Annotated in this window: 11 protein-coding genes and 1 tRNA gene; 2 read left to right on the forward strand and 10 right to left on the reverse strand. The window is 58.0% G+C overall.

What is annotated here, in order from left to right; all coding sequences use genetic code 11:
* Positions 1–11: 11 nt before the first annotated feature.
* The 4 genes from ACJ8QF_RS15780 to ACJ8QF_RS15795 form a co-directional block, all read right to left on the reverse strand.
* Entirely contained in the window at positions 12–1,409 is a 1,398-nt protein-coding gene (locus ACJ8QF_RS15780) for a c-type cytochrome (RefSeq protein WP_442537678.1), read from the reverse strand.
* Positions 1,406–3,058, reverse strand: coding sequence for a GMC family oxidoreductase (locus ACJ8QF_RS15785; RefSeq protein ID WP_025304112.1), 1,653 nt, complete (start codon positions 3,056–3,058; stop codon positions 1,406–1,408). The genes ACJ8QF_RS15780 and ACJ8QF_RS15785 overlap by 4 nt, the downstream gene beginning before the upstream one ends.
* Entirely contained in the window at positions 3,055–3,642 is a 588-nt protein-coding gene (locus ACJ8QF_RS15790; protein WP_049186831.1) for a sugar dehydrogenase complex small subunit, read from the reverse strand. Before ACJ8QF_RS15790 ends, ACJ8QF_RS15785 begins: the two co-directional genes overlap by 4 nt.
* Positions 3,643–4,017: 375 nt before the next feature.
* Complete coding sequence (locus tag ACJ8QF_RS15795) at positions 4,018–4,488, reverse strand: YhcH/YjgK/YiaL family protein (RefSeq protein ID WP_442537679.1); 471 nt, start codon at positions 4,486–4,488, stop codon at positions 4,018–4,020.
* 571 nt (positions 4,489–5,059) lie between these two features.
* On the opposite strand from ACJ8QF_RS15795, the gene ACJ8QF_RS15800 reads away from it, so the two are divergent.
* Together ACJ8QF_RS15800 and ACJ8QF_RS15805 are read left to right on the forward strand one after the other, a co-directional pair.
* The gene (locus ACJ8QF_RS15800) at positions 5,060–6,010 is read left to right on the forward strand and encodes a 2-hydroxyacid dehydrogenase (RefSeq protein ID WP_015378963.1); all 951 of its coding nucleotides are present in this window, start codon (positions 5,060–5,062) and stop codon (positions 6,008–6,010) included.
* An 85-nt stretch (positions 6,011–6,095) separates the two neighbouring features.
* Positions 6,096–7,406 (forward strand): MFS transporter, encoded by a 1,311-nt coding sequence (locus ACJ8QF_RS15805; protein ID WP_015378964.1) that lies wholly within the window; start codon positions 6,096–6,098, stop codon positions 7,404–7,406.
* Positions 7,407–7,606: 200 nt separating this feature from the next.
* Here ACJ8QF_RS15805 and ACJ8QF_RS15810 read toward each other — a convergent pair.
* The 6 genes from ACJ8QF_RS15810 to xerD form a co-directional block, all read right to left on the reverse strand.
* Positions 7,607–7,680, reverse strand: a tRNA-Gly gene (locus ACJ8QF_RS15810).
* 147 nt (positions 7,681–7,827) lie between these two features.
* Complete coding sequence (gene lysS / locus ACJ8QF_RS15815; RefSeq protein WP_004931697.1) at positions 7,828–9,345, reverse strand: lysine--tRNA ligase; 1,518 nt, start codon at positions 9,343–9,345, stop codon at positions 7,828–7,830.
* 9 nt (positions 9,346–9,354) lie between these two features.
* Positions 9,355–10,453, reverse strand: a protein-coding gene (gene prfB / locus ACJ8QF_RS15820; RefSeq protein ID WP_096242572.1) for a peptide chain release factor 2 whose coding sequence is annotated in 2 segments (ribosomal slippage) — positions 9,355–10,377 and positions 10,379–10,453 — 1,098 coding nt in all. Because the reading frame shifts where the segments join, the coding sequence is not laid out codon by codon here.
* A gap of 166 nt (positions 10,454–10,619) precedes the next feature.
* Entirely contained in the window at positions 10,620–12,353 is a 1,734-nt protein-coding gene (gene recJ / locus ACJ8QF_RS15825; protein ID WP_442537680.1) for a single-stranded-DNA-specific exonuclease RecJ, read from the reverse strand.
* Positions 12,354–12,359: 6 nt separating this feature from the next.
* The gene (dsbC, locus tag ACJ8QF_RS15830) at positions 12,360–13,076 is read right to left on the reverse strand and encodes a bifunctional protein-disulfide isomerase/oxidoreductase DsbC (protein ID WP_004931688.1); all 717 of its coding nucleotides are present in this window, start codon (positions 13,074–13,076) and stop codon (positions 12,360–12,362) included.
* Positions 13,077–13,102: 26 nt separating this feature from the next.
* Positions 13,103–14,002, reverse strand: a complete 900-nt coding sequence (gene xerD, locus ACJ8QF_RS15835; protein WP_048795302.1) for a site-specific tyrosine recombinase XerD — start codon at positions 14,000–14,002, stop codon at positions 13,103–13,105.
* Positions 14,003–14,095 lie beyond the last annotated feature (93 nt).

Genomic DNA, 14,095 nt, shown 5'->3' on the forward strand with positions numbered 1-14,095 from the left:
CGAACGCCCCCTTAACGTGCCTTGCGGCGCCGGAGCCAGAATAGGACCAGCAGAATAATGACGACCGCTGCGACGGCCATACCAGGCAGAATCATCGGCTGTGCGCGCGCCAACAGCGGTTTCGGGCCCCCGGCGCGCACCTCACTCACGTCCTCCTCAGTCACGCTCAGCGCGCTGTTGCCGTATTTCTGCAGCACGAAGTTAGCGATATCGGCAACCTGCTTATCCGTCAGCTCTCCGACATAGGAACCGGCGCCAAAGCTCGGCATCAGTACGTGCTTGCCGTCAACCCGGCGATCAACCCCCTGCAAAATGGCGGCAATCAGGTTTGACGGGTTGTTCGCGGCCGTGGTGGAGTTGTTGAATAGCGAAGGGTAAGCCTGGTTCAAACTGCCGCTGCCGTCCGGCTGATGGCAACTGGCGCAGTAGCCGCTGTAGAGCGCCTCGCCGCTATTGAGCGTGTGGTTGGCGTTGGGCGAATTCATGCCGCGGAGATGGGGCTCAACGTTGTAGTTCGCCTGACCAAGGCCATTGCCCTGGCGCCCCTCGCCCTGTGACGGCACGGTCTTCAGGTAAGTTGCAATCGCCCGCAGCTGCCGGTCGGTCAGGTATTGGAAGCTGTGCTCAACGGCTTCAGCCATTGGCCCCGCAGCTTGTGCGCGCCCTTCCGCCCGACCGGTTTTCAGGTAGTCCACTAACTCCTGCTCGCTCCAGTCACCGATCCCTTCCTGGCGATTGGCGGTGATATTCGGCGCGTACCAAGCCCCCAACGATGCCCCCATCAGGAAGCGCGAATTGTCTTCCGCCATCAGCACATTACGCGGCGTATGACAGGTTCCGCAGTGAGCCGGGCCCTGCACCAGCGCAGCCCCCTCGTTCCACGCCTCACCTTTCGTCTCATCCGGGGTGAAACGCCGATTGTCCAAATAAAGCATGTTCCACACCGCCATGGAGAGGCGGATGTTGAACGGAAACGGCAGATCGGTTTGGCGCTTGGCCGGCTCATCGACCGGGGCAACGCCATGCATGAAATAGGTATACAACGCGTGGATCTCGTCATCACTCAGACGGGTATAGGCGGTGTAAGGCATTGCCGGATAGAGATACGTCCCATCTTGCCGGATCCCAGAGCGCAGAACCTCGGCAAACGCCGCTTCAGAATAGCCGCCGATGCCGTATTTTACCGATGGGGTTATATTGGTGGCGTAGATAGTGCCCATGGGAGAAGCAATGCCGTACCCCCCGGCAAAAGGCTTGCCCTGCTGCTGCGTATTCGTATGGCAGGCCATGCAGTCCGAGGCGATAGCCAGCGCTTGCCCTCTAGCGATCAGATCGCCGTCCTGGGCATGCGCCGCGAAGCCGCTTCCCAGCAGCAGCGTCACTGCCAGCGAGTGGGTGATTTTATTCATTTGCTCTCCAGGGCGCGTAGTACGTCATTGGCCGCCTTGAGTCCAAGCGCCGCCATCGTCAACGTGGTGTTGACAACGCTGGCTGAAACCATGGCGCCTCCACCCGGGATCCAAAGGTTGTCATGATCGTGGGCGCGGCAATTGCCGTTCACCACCGAGTTCGTGGGATCGCTGCCCATGATCGTGCCGCCCATAATGTGGTTGTTGGCATTCAGCTTGTCGTTAATCACAAACTCTTGCGCATCGAACAAGTCGCCAATCTGCCGTAGCTGGGTTTTGACCACTTCCAGCCCTTTGCGCACATAATCGCCGACGTCGTAGTGGATGTCCGGGCAGGCCAGGCCATGCTTGTCTTTGCGGGTGGGGCTCAGGGTCAGACGGTTGTTCGGATCCGGCAGCGGTTCCAGGCTGATGGAGAGATCCACCGAGCGGCTGGCGCGATCGCGCACTTCATCCTGCAGCGCCTTGCCGACCTTGCCCGTTTTCAGAACTTCAAGGGCGGAGGGGATCACCCGGTTGATGTTGTTGATGATGATCTTGTTGGCGGAGTGGTCGCTGCGGAACGCGCCGTCACGGTACCCCACCATGCAGCTGCTCTGCGCCGGGCCGCGGCCAACCCACAGGGCCTCTCGCGCCAGGAAGGAGCAGTGCAGGCCAGAGTGATCCATCATGTTGCGCCCCACCTGATCCGAGCTGTTCGCGATGCCGTTCGGGTTCTTTTCGTTGGCCGCCAGCAGCAGTAAGCGCGGGTTCTCAATCCCATTGCAGGCCAGAACGAACGTTTTACCGATCGCCCGATGGGAGTTATGCGCCGTGTCGTACCAGTGAACGGCGGTGACGCGGTTATTGTCGTCGGTGTCAATTTTGTACACCACCGCCTCGGGGATCACCTTCGCCCCCTTGTGTTCGGCCCGTTCAACGTGGTGAATGCCGTTGTACATGGCCCCGATCGGGCAAATCGGCTGGCAATTGTTATTGCCGCAGCAGGTGGGCCGTCCGTTCCAGGGGCGGGTGCTGCGGCCTTGCGGAATGGGCACCGATTTAAAACCGTGAGGATTAACAATCTCAGCAATGCGTCTGTCGCCGTAGGCCCAGGGCACCATGTCCATCGGGTAAGGCCCGCTGCGTTCCGCAGGGGACTGCCACTCCGGATTATTCGGGCCGGCAACGCCTATTTCCTCTTCGGCTTTCGCGTACCACGGTTCGATATCTTCGTAGGAAATAGGCCAGTCTCTCCCCACGCCATAGAGGGATTTCATGCGAAAATCATTGGGATGGTTGCGCCAGCAAGAAGCGGCCCAGTGCCAAGTGGTTCCCCCCACCACACGCAAATAGCCCTGTTTAAAGCCTGAGCCATTGGGGCCGGTCAGTTTGATATAGTCGTTCTCCGGGAAATAGAGCGGCGCGGTGGCGTACTCCGATTGCGGGTAAAGCCCCTGAAAATCCGACCCCGCACGATTGTGCAGTGGCATATTGCGCCAGTTTTCCACAGCCTGTGCGCGCTCAATGCGCGGGCCTGCCTCAAGTACCAGCACCGAGTAGCCCTGGCTCACCAAAGCATCCGCCATCAGACCGCCCACAATACCGGAACCGACAATGACGACATCGGCCTCTGCATCGCCGGAAGCATTAATTATTGGGCTTTTCACACGCGGTCCTCATATTTTTTATCGGCTACGGCAGGCAAATCTGTTGCGGGAATGGAAGGTTGGCGGGTAACGCCCGGCGGCAAGCCGGTCCACCACAGCGGGCCAAAATTGCACCAGGTCGGCACAATTAGGGCATCCTGAACCGTGCGATACATCAGCGCCTCTTTATAACTAATCAACTGACCCTGCTCAGCGTTTGAAGGATCTACGGTTCCGGTATACCACGCGGTCACGATCGCCTGGACAAGCTCCCTCTGCCCCTGTTCAATCGCATGTCGGTTCAAGGCTTCCGCATCGGTGGCTTGCTGGCTCAGGATGAACAGGGCGTTGAGTTGCGAGTTCAACTGCGGAAAATGTTCGCGCAGTGCGGAAAAATAGCGGGCGGAGAGTGTGACGTCCAAATCGTCAAACTCGGTAATTTTTCTCGAAATTTGCAAAAATTGCGCGTATTCAACGGGCGAGGCGGCAATTTGCGTCCGTTCGGCATAGGTTATATTTGAATAAGGCAACAGGCTGGCGGCGACGATGACGCCCACCATTTTCCCCAGCGCCTCCCTGCGGGTAAGCACGATTTGCAACGACATTATTAGCTCCGAAATAATTTATTTTTATATAGTTTTTTTAATATCTATCAGAACGCAGGCAAACCAAAATAAAAAATTGTGCTAATGGGGAGGAACCGCATTAAAAGATCAAGGCGTTATGAGATTGGCTACATCGACTACAGAGGTAAACTCCGGCCTTTAATGATGTCATCTGAACCTGAAGCAAATATCCCTGTAAATAATACGGCGTAATCTCTGCCGTACATTTATTCAACCCAACTCAATTTTTAAAAGTTAGGGGCTATGGCTTTGACGGGAAAGGCGTATTCTTCGGAATCGCTGCAGACGGCGGATGAGCAAGGCTTTCCGCCGGGCAGCCTGAAGTAGCGGTACCATCCGCCGCTGAACGTCTTGCTACGTCAGCAGGGCGCCGTCGATTTTCGCCACAATTTTACGCAGAACTGCCGGCGTTGTGCAGGTACTCATCGGGCGATGCAGCTCCCCCGGGAAGATAACGGCCAGTTCACCGGGTTGCAGGTGGATGAGAGTCTCACCGGGGATCGCCGGGCTAAACCCAAGGTCGTGCGCCTCGTTAAATGGCTCACTCAGGGACAAAGGCAGCCCCAGAACTCCGGCGCCAATCACTTCTCGCCCTTCCAGGACAAGATGGATATCCAGATACTGGCGATGAAACTCCGGCTTCTGGTCGGCCAACAGTTTGGTTTCCCCTTCAACGACGTTAAAGAACATCTGTTTACCCTGCACCTGATAGTGGCCGACAGGTAAATTGTACGGCTCACTTTCAATAATGCTGGCCAGCATTTTTCGAATGGCTACCGGATAGAATTTATTATTTACGGCAGTGGTTAAGGCATCAATAATCATAATATTTTCTCTGGTAGATATCGATTCGGCATTTCACCGACAAGAACAATGGCTGGGTAGTTTTATGGCAACAGGCAATCTCGGCGTAATTACGGTAGAATCGCTATTCGATCGTTCTACGGGCGCCACTATGAATAAGCAACAAAGCAAACCGCTTTGTTGTTAATATTTACAACCTATCACCACTGTGAGTAAACTCCACCTGAAAGGCTATTCGGCATGGTGAAATAAGTCATGACCTATCTCACGGTTTTTAGCCGCTTAAAACTGTGACAAAAGTCACTTAATTAAGTGTTACGAAACGACGTTACTTATCCTGTGATCCACGGCAGAAAATCACTGGATATTCACCGCTTTCACCAAAATCGATCGATTTAGCCTTCTCCGCCTACGGGCATAATGGGTTATTTTCCCCGATAGTCACTGACAGAAACCACGAAATTGCACACGAGATCACGCCAGCAGTAACATGCTTTTTTAACACTCTTTGGCGTGATGCAGATCGCAAAAATAAGCGGTAAAAAAACGTCTGATACAGGGTATCCCCTATTTTTCAGACAGGATCGCAACGATGCACACTGACACTCAACCTACCATTTTGCTTATCGCGCCGGTGATGGATGCTTTGCAAGCCGCGTTGGACGCCCGCTACCGGGTATTCCGTCTCTATGAACAATCAGATATTCCAGCCTTCCTGGTTCGCCATGGCGCAGACGTTCAGGCGGTGGTCACCCGTGGTGATGTGGGGGTAACCCGAGAGACGCTGGAGCAGTTGCCGCAGGTGGGCATGATTGCTGTCTTTGGCGTGGGAACCGACGCTATCGATCTCAACTACACCCGGGAACGCCATATCAGCGTCGGGATCACCGCCGGCGTGCTGACCGATGATGTGGCAGATCTGGCTCTGGGGCTAATGCTGTCCGCCAGCCGCCGCCTCTGCCAAGGGGACCGATTTGTACGCGAAGGCCGCTGGGAAACGACGCCGCCACCGCTGGCGACCAAAGTGAGCGGTAAACGCATCGGTATTTTCGGCATGGGGAATATTGGCCAAGCCATCGCCCGCCGGGCGAAAGGCTTCGATATGACCATCCTGTATACTGACCGCCAGCGCAAAGACGGCCTGGATTACCAGTGGTGCGCCGATCTGCACACGCTCGCAGCACAGAGTGATTTCCTGGTGATCGCGGCATCCGGCAGTGCGGAAAACCGCGGGATTATTGATGCCAGCGTATTTAACGCCATGCCCGAACGCGCCTGGCTTATCAATATTGCCCGCGGCAGCCTGGTCGATGAGGCGGCGCTGATAAAGGCGTTACAAAATCATGTTATCGCCGGGGCCGCTCTGGACGTCTTTGAAAACGAACCCCATGTTCCGACAGCGTTCTTTGCTCTCGAGAATGTTCTGCTTCAACCCCATGTGGCCAGCGCTACCGTAGAAACTCGTCAGGGAATGAGCCAATCCGTTTTGGATAATCTGGCAGGTTATTTTTCACATCAGGATATTCCTGGGTTAATTCAATAAAAATGATCGTTTGAGTTACGAATAATCATTTTTATCCGCCAACTCAATATCCTCTGTGAATGGCGGATATCATCGAGACGCTATTATGACCGATAAAATACCAGGAACTCGCTGGCTGCGGGTTATCGCGCCGATCCTTATCACCTGTATTATTTCATTTATGGATCGCGTTAATATCAGCTTTGCTCTGCCGGGCGGCATGGAACAGGATTTAGGCATTACCAGCCAGATGGCTGGCGTGGCCAGCGGTATCTTTTTTATTGGTTATTTATTTCTGCAAATCCCTGGCGGACGACTTGCGGTTTACGGTAGCGGAAAACGTTTTATAGCCTGGTCGCTCGTGGCCTGGGCGATTGTCTCTATCGCCACCGGATTCGTCACTCATGAATATCAACTGCTCGTGCTGCGTTTTATTCTCGGGATCTCCGAAGGGGGAATGTTGCCCGTCGTGCTGACCATGGTAAGCAATTGGTTCCCGGAAAAAGAACTGGGGCGCGCCAATGCCTTTGTCATGATGTTTGCCCCACTAGGGGGGATGCTGACCGCCCCGGTTTCTGGCGCGATTATTGCCACTCTCGACTGGCGCTGGCTGTTCATTATCGAAGGCTTGTTGTCGGTCGTGGTGTTGACCATTTGGTGGCTGGTGATCAGTGACCGTCCGGAAGAGGCGCGTTGGCTACCGGCGAAGGAACGCGACTATTTATTGACCGAACTGGCCCGGGAGCGCAAAGCGCGGGAAGGGAGGGTGCCGGCAGCGAAGGCGCCGTTAAAAGCGGTGTTTCGCAACAAGGGATTGATGCGCCTGGTCGTGCTGAATTTCTTTTACCAGACCGGGGACTATGGGTATACGTTGTGGCTGCCCACCATCTTGAAAAACCTGACCGGTGGCAGCATGGCCAATGTTGGGGTATTGGCGATCCTGCCTTTTGTTGCCACTCTGGCGGGGATTTATGTGATTTCGATGTTCAGCGATCGCAGCGGTAAACGCCGTTTGTGGGTCAGGATCTCCCTGTACTGTTTTGCGGCGGCGCTGATAGCCTCAGTGATCCTGCATGAGCACGTGGTGGCCGCCTATATCGCGCTGGTGGTGTGCGGCTTCTTCCTTAAAGCGGCGACCAGCCCCTTCTGGTCAATTCCCGGACGCATTGCGGCGGCGGAAGTGGCGGGCAGCGCACGCGGGGTGATCAACGGGCTGGGCAACCTCGGTGGGTTTTGCGGCCCCTATCTGGTAGGCGTCATGATTTATCTGTACGGACAGAACGTCGCGGTTTGCGCGCTGGCGGCATCGCTGTTGCTGGCAGGAAGTATCACCTTCCTGCTGCCGAAAGAATGCGACCGCTCCTGCGAAGAAACGGACAACCGCCTGCCATCCGGGGCTAAACAGAAGTGGAGTTAAACGGTAATGGCGCGCTGTGGGCAGCAACGGCGGCTCACACCCGCATCAGGATTGGGCGGCGCGTTGTATTATCGCGGTTAAATGCCAGGCCAATGGCTTGAGCGACTCACAAGCCAACCCGCACCAAACGGTGATGCAATCGTTGAGAATCAGCTTTTCTAAAAACGGTTATAACTCAATGGGGTGATGCATAGGGAGATTGGAGCGGGTGAAGGGAATCGAACCCTCGTATGCAGCTTGGGAAGCTGCCGTTCTACCATTGAACTACACCCGCATCGGTGTGCGACAGGCATTATAACCGGTTATCGGCGGCGGGCAAGCGGAGATGGCGCGTAACTGTCGATGTTTTAAGCGGTTAAGTCCCGTAAACGAAAAAAAACCGGCGCAGTCGCCTGCACCGGTTGTTGCACGCTAAACGGGATTATTTCTGTGGGCGCATCGCCGGGAACAGAATCACGTCGCGGATGGTGTGGCTGTTGGTGAACAGCATCACCATGCGGTCGATACCGATGCCCAGACCGGCAGTCGGCGGCAGGCCGTGCTCCAGCGCGGTGACGTAGTCTTCGTCGTAGAACATCGCTTCGTCGTCGCCGGCGTCTTTGGCGTTCACCTGGTCGGCGAAGCGTTGCGCCTGGTCTTCGGCGTCGTTCAGCTCGGAGAAACCGTTGCCGATTTCACGGCCGCCGATGAAAAACTCAAAGCGGTCGGTGATTTCCGGGTTCACGTCGTTGCGGCGCGCCAGCGGCGACACTTCAGCCGGGTACTCGGTGATGAAGGTCGGCTGAATCAGATGGCTTTCCGCCACTTCTTCGAAGATCTCGGTCACGACGCGGCCCAGGCCCCAGCTCTTCTCAACCTTGATGCCGATGGATTCGGCGATGGCCACCGCTTTGCCCATGTCGGCCAGGTCAGCCAGATCGGTTTCCGGACGGTATTTCTTGATCGCCTCGGTCATGGTCAGCTTCTCGAACGGCTTGCCGAAGTCGAACACTTCGTCGCCGTACTGCACCTGAGAGGTGCCCAGCACTTTCTCGGTCAGGGTGCGGAACAGCGTCTCGGTCAGCTCGATCAGGTCTTTGTAATCCGCGTAAGCCATGTAGAGTTCCATCATGGTGAACTCTGGGTTATGACGCGGAGAAACGCCTTCGTTGCGGAAGTTGCGGTTGATTTCGAACACGCGTTCGAAGCCGCCGACCACCAGACGCTTCAGATACAGTTCCGGCGCGATGCGCAGGTACATGTCGATATCCAGCGCATTGTGGTGGGTGATGAACGGACGCGCGGACGCGCCGCCCGGGATCACCTGCATCATCGGGGTTTCGACTTCCATGAAGCCGCGTTCCACCATGAAGTTACGGATAGCGGACATCACCTGCGAACGCACCTTGAAGGTGTTGCGCGATTCTTCGTTGGCGATCAGATCCAGGTAACGCTGGCGGTAACGGGTTTCCTGATCCGCCAGGCCGTGGAATTTGTCCGGCAGCGGACGCAGCGCTTTGGTCAGCAGACGCAGTTCGGTGCAGTGGATCGACAGTTCGCCGGTCTTGGTTTTGAACAGCTTGCCGCGCGCGCCGAGGATATCGCCCAGGTCCCACTTCTTGAACTGCTCGTTGTACACGCCTTCAGCCAGATCGTCGCGTGCGACGTACAGCTGAATGCGGCCGCCCACGTCCTGCAGCGTAACGAAGGATGCCTTGCCCATAATGCGGCGGGTCATCATGCGGCCGGCGACGGTCACTTCTACGCCCAGCGCTTCCAGCTCTTCGTTGTCTTTATCGCCGTACGCGGCGTGCAGTTTGTCGGAGGTGGAGTCGCGACGGAAGTCGTTCGGGAACGCAATGCCGTTCTCACGCAGGCCGGCCAGTTTCTCGCGGCGGGACTGCAGTTCGTTATTGAGATCCAGCGCCTGATCGGCGCCCTGTACTTGTTGTTCAGACATTTCTATTCCTCATAACCCGGCTTTCAAACTTGCCTCAATGAATTTATCCAGGTCGCCATCCAGTACGGCCTGCGTGTTACGCGTTTCGACGTTGGTGCGCAAATCCTTGATGCGGGAGTCATCCAGCACGTAAGAACGGATTTGGCTGCCCCAGCCGATGTCGGACTTGTTGTCTTCCATCGTCTGCTTATCAGCATTTTTCTTTTGCATCTCAAACTCGTACAGCTTGGCTCGCAGCTGTTTAAACGCTTGATCCTTGTTCTTATGCTGAGAACGATCGTTCTGGCACTGCACCACGATGTTGGTTGGCAGGTGAGTAATACGTACGGCGGATTCGGTTTTGTTGACGTGCTGACCGCCCGCACCGGAGGCGCGGTACACGTCGATACGCAGATCCGCCGGGTTGATTTCGATATCGATATCGTCGTCGACTTCCGGGTAGATGAACACCGAGCTGAACGAGGTGTGGCGACGGCCGCCGGAGTCAAACGGGCTCTTGCGCACCAGGCGATGAACGCCGGTTTCAGTGCGCAACCAGCCGAACGCGTAGTCGCCGATGATCTTGATGGTGGCCGATTTCAGGCCCGCGACGTCGCCGTCGGACTCTTCGATCACTTCGGTCTTGAAGCCCTTGGCTTCAGCCCAGCGCAGGTACATGCGCAGCAGCATGCTGGCCCAGTCCTGCGCTTCGGTGCCGCCGGAGCCGGCCTGGATATCCAGGTAGCAGTCGGCGCTGTCGTATTCGCCGGAGAACATGCGGCGGAATTCCAACTGATCCAGTTTGCTCATCAGTTGATCCAGCTCGGCGACCGCTTCGTTGAAGGTCTCTTCATCGTCGGCTTCCACCGCCAGTTCCAGCAGCCCGCCGACGTCTTCGCCGCCCTGCTCCAGCTGATCGATGGTTTCAACGATGGCTTCCAGCGCGGCGCGCTCTTTGCCGAGCGCCTGCGCGCGCTCCGGTTCGTTCCAAACGTCCGGCTGCTCCAGCTCGGCGTTGACTTCTTCTAGGCGTTCCTTCTTGGCATCATAGTCAAAGATACCCCCTAAGAACCGCAGTCCGCTCGGACAGGTCCTGAATTCGGTTTTTTACCGGGTTAATTTCAAACATGGTTTCGTTCTTTTACGTTGATATCGTCGATGGCGGAATGCCATTGGAACCGCTAATTCTAACGGATCCGGGCGGCAGTTTATAGCGAGTTGGTCAGTTTTTGTGGCGATCGGGAAGGATGCCGGGGATTGGAGAGCCCAATCCCCGAATTGTGTTCAATTTCGCCTCAGCGCGGCCAAAGATGCTGGATCAGCAGTTGCACGTTGCGGTTGCCGCGAAACTCGTTGACGTCGAGCTTGTAGGCCAGTTCCACCTCGCGCACGCTGCTGTCCGGCCACAGCGTGGTATCCACGTTGAACGCGATGCCGTCGAGCAGCGGGCCGCCGCCAAGCGGTTCCACCATCAGCTTCAGGTGTTTCTCGCCCACCAGCCGCTGCTGCAGAATGCGGAACTTGCCGTCGAAGGTCGGTTCCGGGAACGCCTGGCCCCACGGGCCGCCCTCGCGCAGCAGCTCCGCCGTGGTCAGCGACAGCTCCTGCATCGCCAGTTCGCCATCGGACCAGATCACCCCTTCCAGCATCGCCGGATCGAGCCATTCGCCCACCAGCTCGCCGAAACGCTGGCGGAACTCGTCGAATTTGGTCTCTTCCAGCGACAGCCCGGCCGCCATCGCGTGGCCGCCGAACTTCATCATCAGCCCGGGGTTCAGCATATCCAGCCGCTCCAGCGCGTCGCGCATGTGCAGGCCGGGCACCGAACGGCCGGAGCCTTTCAGGATGCCGTCGCCCGCCGGCGCGAACGCGATCACCGGGCGGTGGAAACGCTCTTTGATGCGCGAAGCGAGGATGCCCACCACGCCCTGGTGCCATTCCGGGTGATACATCGCCAACCCGTAAGGCAGCTCGGTGCTGGTGCGCTCCAGCTGATCGCACAGCTGCAAGGCCTCCACCTGCATGCCCTGCTCGATCTCGCGGCGCGTCTGGTTCAGCGCATCAAGATCGTTGGCCAGCATGCGCGCCTGCGCGATGTCGTCGCTCAGCAGCAGCGCCACGCCGATCGACATGTCGTCCAGCCGGCCGGCGGCGTTGAGCCGCGGGCCGAGGGCGAAACCGAGATCGTTGGCCGCCAGCTGGCGGGCGTCGCGGTTGGCCACCTCAAGCAGCGCGCGGATGCCCGGTCGGCATTTGCCGGCGCGAATACGGTTTAACCCCTGATACACCAGAATGCGGTTGTTGGCGTCCAGCGGCACCACGTCGGCCACAGTGCCGAGCGCCACCAGATCCAGCAGCTCCGCCAGATTGGGCATCGCCAGCGCGCGCTGCTCGAACCAGCCACTGTCCCGCAGCCGGGCGCGCAGCGCCAGCATCAGGTAGAACGCCACGCCTACCCCCGCCAGCGATTTGGACGGGAAGGCGCAGCCGCGCAGGTTGGGGTTAACGATCGCTTCAGCCGCCGGCAGGGTCTCGCCTGGCAGGTGGTGATCGGTCACCAGCACCTGCATGCCCTTGGCGTGCGCCACATCGACGCCGGCGTGGGAGGAGATGCCGTTATCGACGGTGACAATGAGTTCTGCGCCGCGCGCCGCCGCCTGCTCCACCACTTCAGGGCTCAGGCCGTAGCCGTCTTCGAAGCGGTTTGGCACCAGATAATCGACGGCTGCGCCGCCCATGCTGCGCAGCGCCAACACCGTCAGCGCGGTGCTGGTGGCGCCATCGGCGTCGAAATCGCCCACCACCATGATGCGGCGGCCGTCGGCCAGCGCCTGTTGCAGCAGGCTGACGGCGTCGTCGATACCGTCCAGCTGTTGCCAGGGCAGCATGCCCTTGACGCTGCGTTCCAGCTCTTGCTCAGCCTGCACGCCGCGCAGGGCATAAAGCCGGCGCAGCAGCGGCGGCAAACTGGCGGGCAGATGCGAGTCATCCGCCGCCGGGCGGCGGCGTAGTTGCGTTTTGATACTCACCGGCGATTAACCACCGGCTTTGGTGGCGGCCTGGTGCGCATCCAGCATGGCGGCCATCTCTTTCGGCCCCTGATAGCCCGGGATCATCATGCCGTTTTCCAGGATGATGGCCGGCGTGCCCTGAATGCCGAACTGTACGCCCAGCTCGTAATGCTTGCTGATGTCGGTTTTACAGGTCGCTGGAGAAACGGCGTCGCCCTTCATGGCGGCGTCGAACGCCTTGGCCTTGTCGGCGGTGCACCAGATCGACTGCATGTCTTTTTCAGCCTGGGATGCCAGCCCCTGGCGCGGGAATGCCAGGTAACGCACGGTAATACCCAGATCGTTGTACTCTTTCATCTGCTGATGCAGCTTGTGACAGTAACCGCAGGTGATGTCGGTGAACACGGTGATCACGTGTTTCTCTTTCGGCGCCTTGTACACGATCATCTGATCTTTCAGCGCGTCCATCTTGCTGCTCAGCAGTTGGTTGGTCACGTTGACCGGCTCTTTGCCGCTGACGTCGAACAGCGGGCCCTGCAGGATGTGCTTGCCGTCTTCGGAGGCGTACAGCACGCCGCTGTCGGTCAGCACGGTTTTCAGGCCGTTGACCGGTGAAGGCTGCACGTCCGCCTGCTGGATGCCCAGGCTGGCGAGCGCTTTTTTGATCGCCGCGTCATCGGCATGGGCGGCGCCGGCCACCGAGGCCACCAGCAGTGAAAGCAGCATTAAACCTTTTTTCATTATTCCAATCCTTTCGAACCCGCCGCTCAGGCGCGCGGGTGATGCTGTTGATGTAGCTGTTTCAGTCGTTCGGTCGCTACATGAGTATAAATTTGCGTGGTCGAGAGATCGCTGTGCCCTAACAACATCTGTACGACACGGAGATCGGCCCCATGGTTCAGCAAATGGGTAGCGAACGCGTGCCGCAACACGTGCGGCGACAGACGCTCGCTGTCGATGCCCGCAAGGATGGCATAGTGTTTGATGCGATGCCAGAACGTCTGTCGGGTCATTTGCTGACAGCGGGTGCTGGGAAACAGCACATCCAGCGTCTGGCCGTTGACCAGCCATGGGCGGCCGTGCTCCAGATAGTTTTCGATCCAGTAGACCGCCTCTTCGCCCAGCGGCACCAGCCGCTCCTTGTTGCCCTTGCCGATCACCCGCACCACGCCCTGGCGCAGGCTGACGTCGCTGATGCTCAGCCCCACCAGTTCGGAGACCCGCAGCCCGGTGGCGTACAGCACTTCGAGCATCGCCTTGTCGCGCAGCTCCAGCGGCTGATCGACGCAGGGCGCCTGCAGCAACGCATCGACCTGCGCCTCGCTCAGATCCTTCGGCAAGCGCTGCGGCAGTTTGGGAGACGCCAGCTGCGCGGTGGGATCGTCGGCGCGCAGCTTTTCGCGGTACAGATATTGAAACAGGCGCCTCATGGCGCTCAACAAACGCGCGGAGCTGGTGGCCTTGTAACCGCCATCCACCCGCTCGGCGAGAAACGCCTGCAGATCCAGCGCCTGCGCCTGCAGCAAATCGGTCTTCTGCTGGCCAAGCCAGGCGCCCAGGGCCTGCAAATCCAGCCGGTAGGAGGCCAGCGTATTTTCCGCCAGATTGCGCTCAAGCCACAGCGCATCCAGGAATTGTTCAATCAGCGCATTGTCTTGCTGTTGCACGCGGTCCTCTCTTCGTTGCATTTCCACCCGCGCCATTATGCCTTAAGCCGACGCAAATCAGGTATACTCGCTGCAATTCTCTAAACAGCAACG

This window comes from Serratia sp. CY81684 (assembly GCF_052166595.1).
In the GTDB taxonomy this organism is placed as follows: domain Bacteria; phylum Pseudomonadota; class Gammaproteobacteria; order Enterobacterales; family Enterobacteriaceae; genus Serratia; species Serratia nematodiphila.

Coding starts and splice junctions, on each gene's coding strand:
- ACJ8QF_RS15780 (WP_442537678.1), bottom strand. CDS start 1,409: ATGAATAAAATCACCCACTCGCTGGCAGTGACGCTGCTGCTGGGAAGC.
- ACJ8QF_RS15790 (WP_049186831.1), bottom strand. CDS start 3,642: ATGTCGTTGCAAATCGTGCTTACCCGCAGGGAGGCGCTGGGGAAAATG.
- ACJ8QF_RS15795 (WP_442537679.1), bottom strand. CDS start 4,488: ATGATTATTGATGCCTTAACCACTGCCGTAAATAATAAATTCTATCCG.
- ACJ8QF_RS15800 (WP_015378963.1), top strand. CDS start 5,060: ATGCACACTGACACTCAACCTACCATTTTGCTTATCGCGCCGGTGATG.
- ACJ8QF_RS15805 (WP_015378964.1), top strand. CDS start 6,096: ATGACCGATAAAATACCAGGAACTCGCTGGCTGCGGGTTATCGCGCCG.
- lysS (WP_004931697.1), bottom strand. CDS start 9,345: ATGTCTGAACAACAAGTACAGGGCGCCGATCAGGCGCTGGATCTCAAT.
- dsbC (WP_004931688.1), bottom strand. CDS start 13,076: ATGAAAAAAGGTTTAATGCTGCTTTCACTGCTGGTGGCCTCGGTGGCC.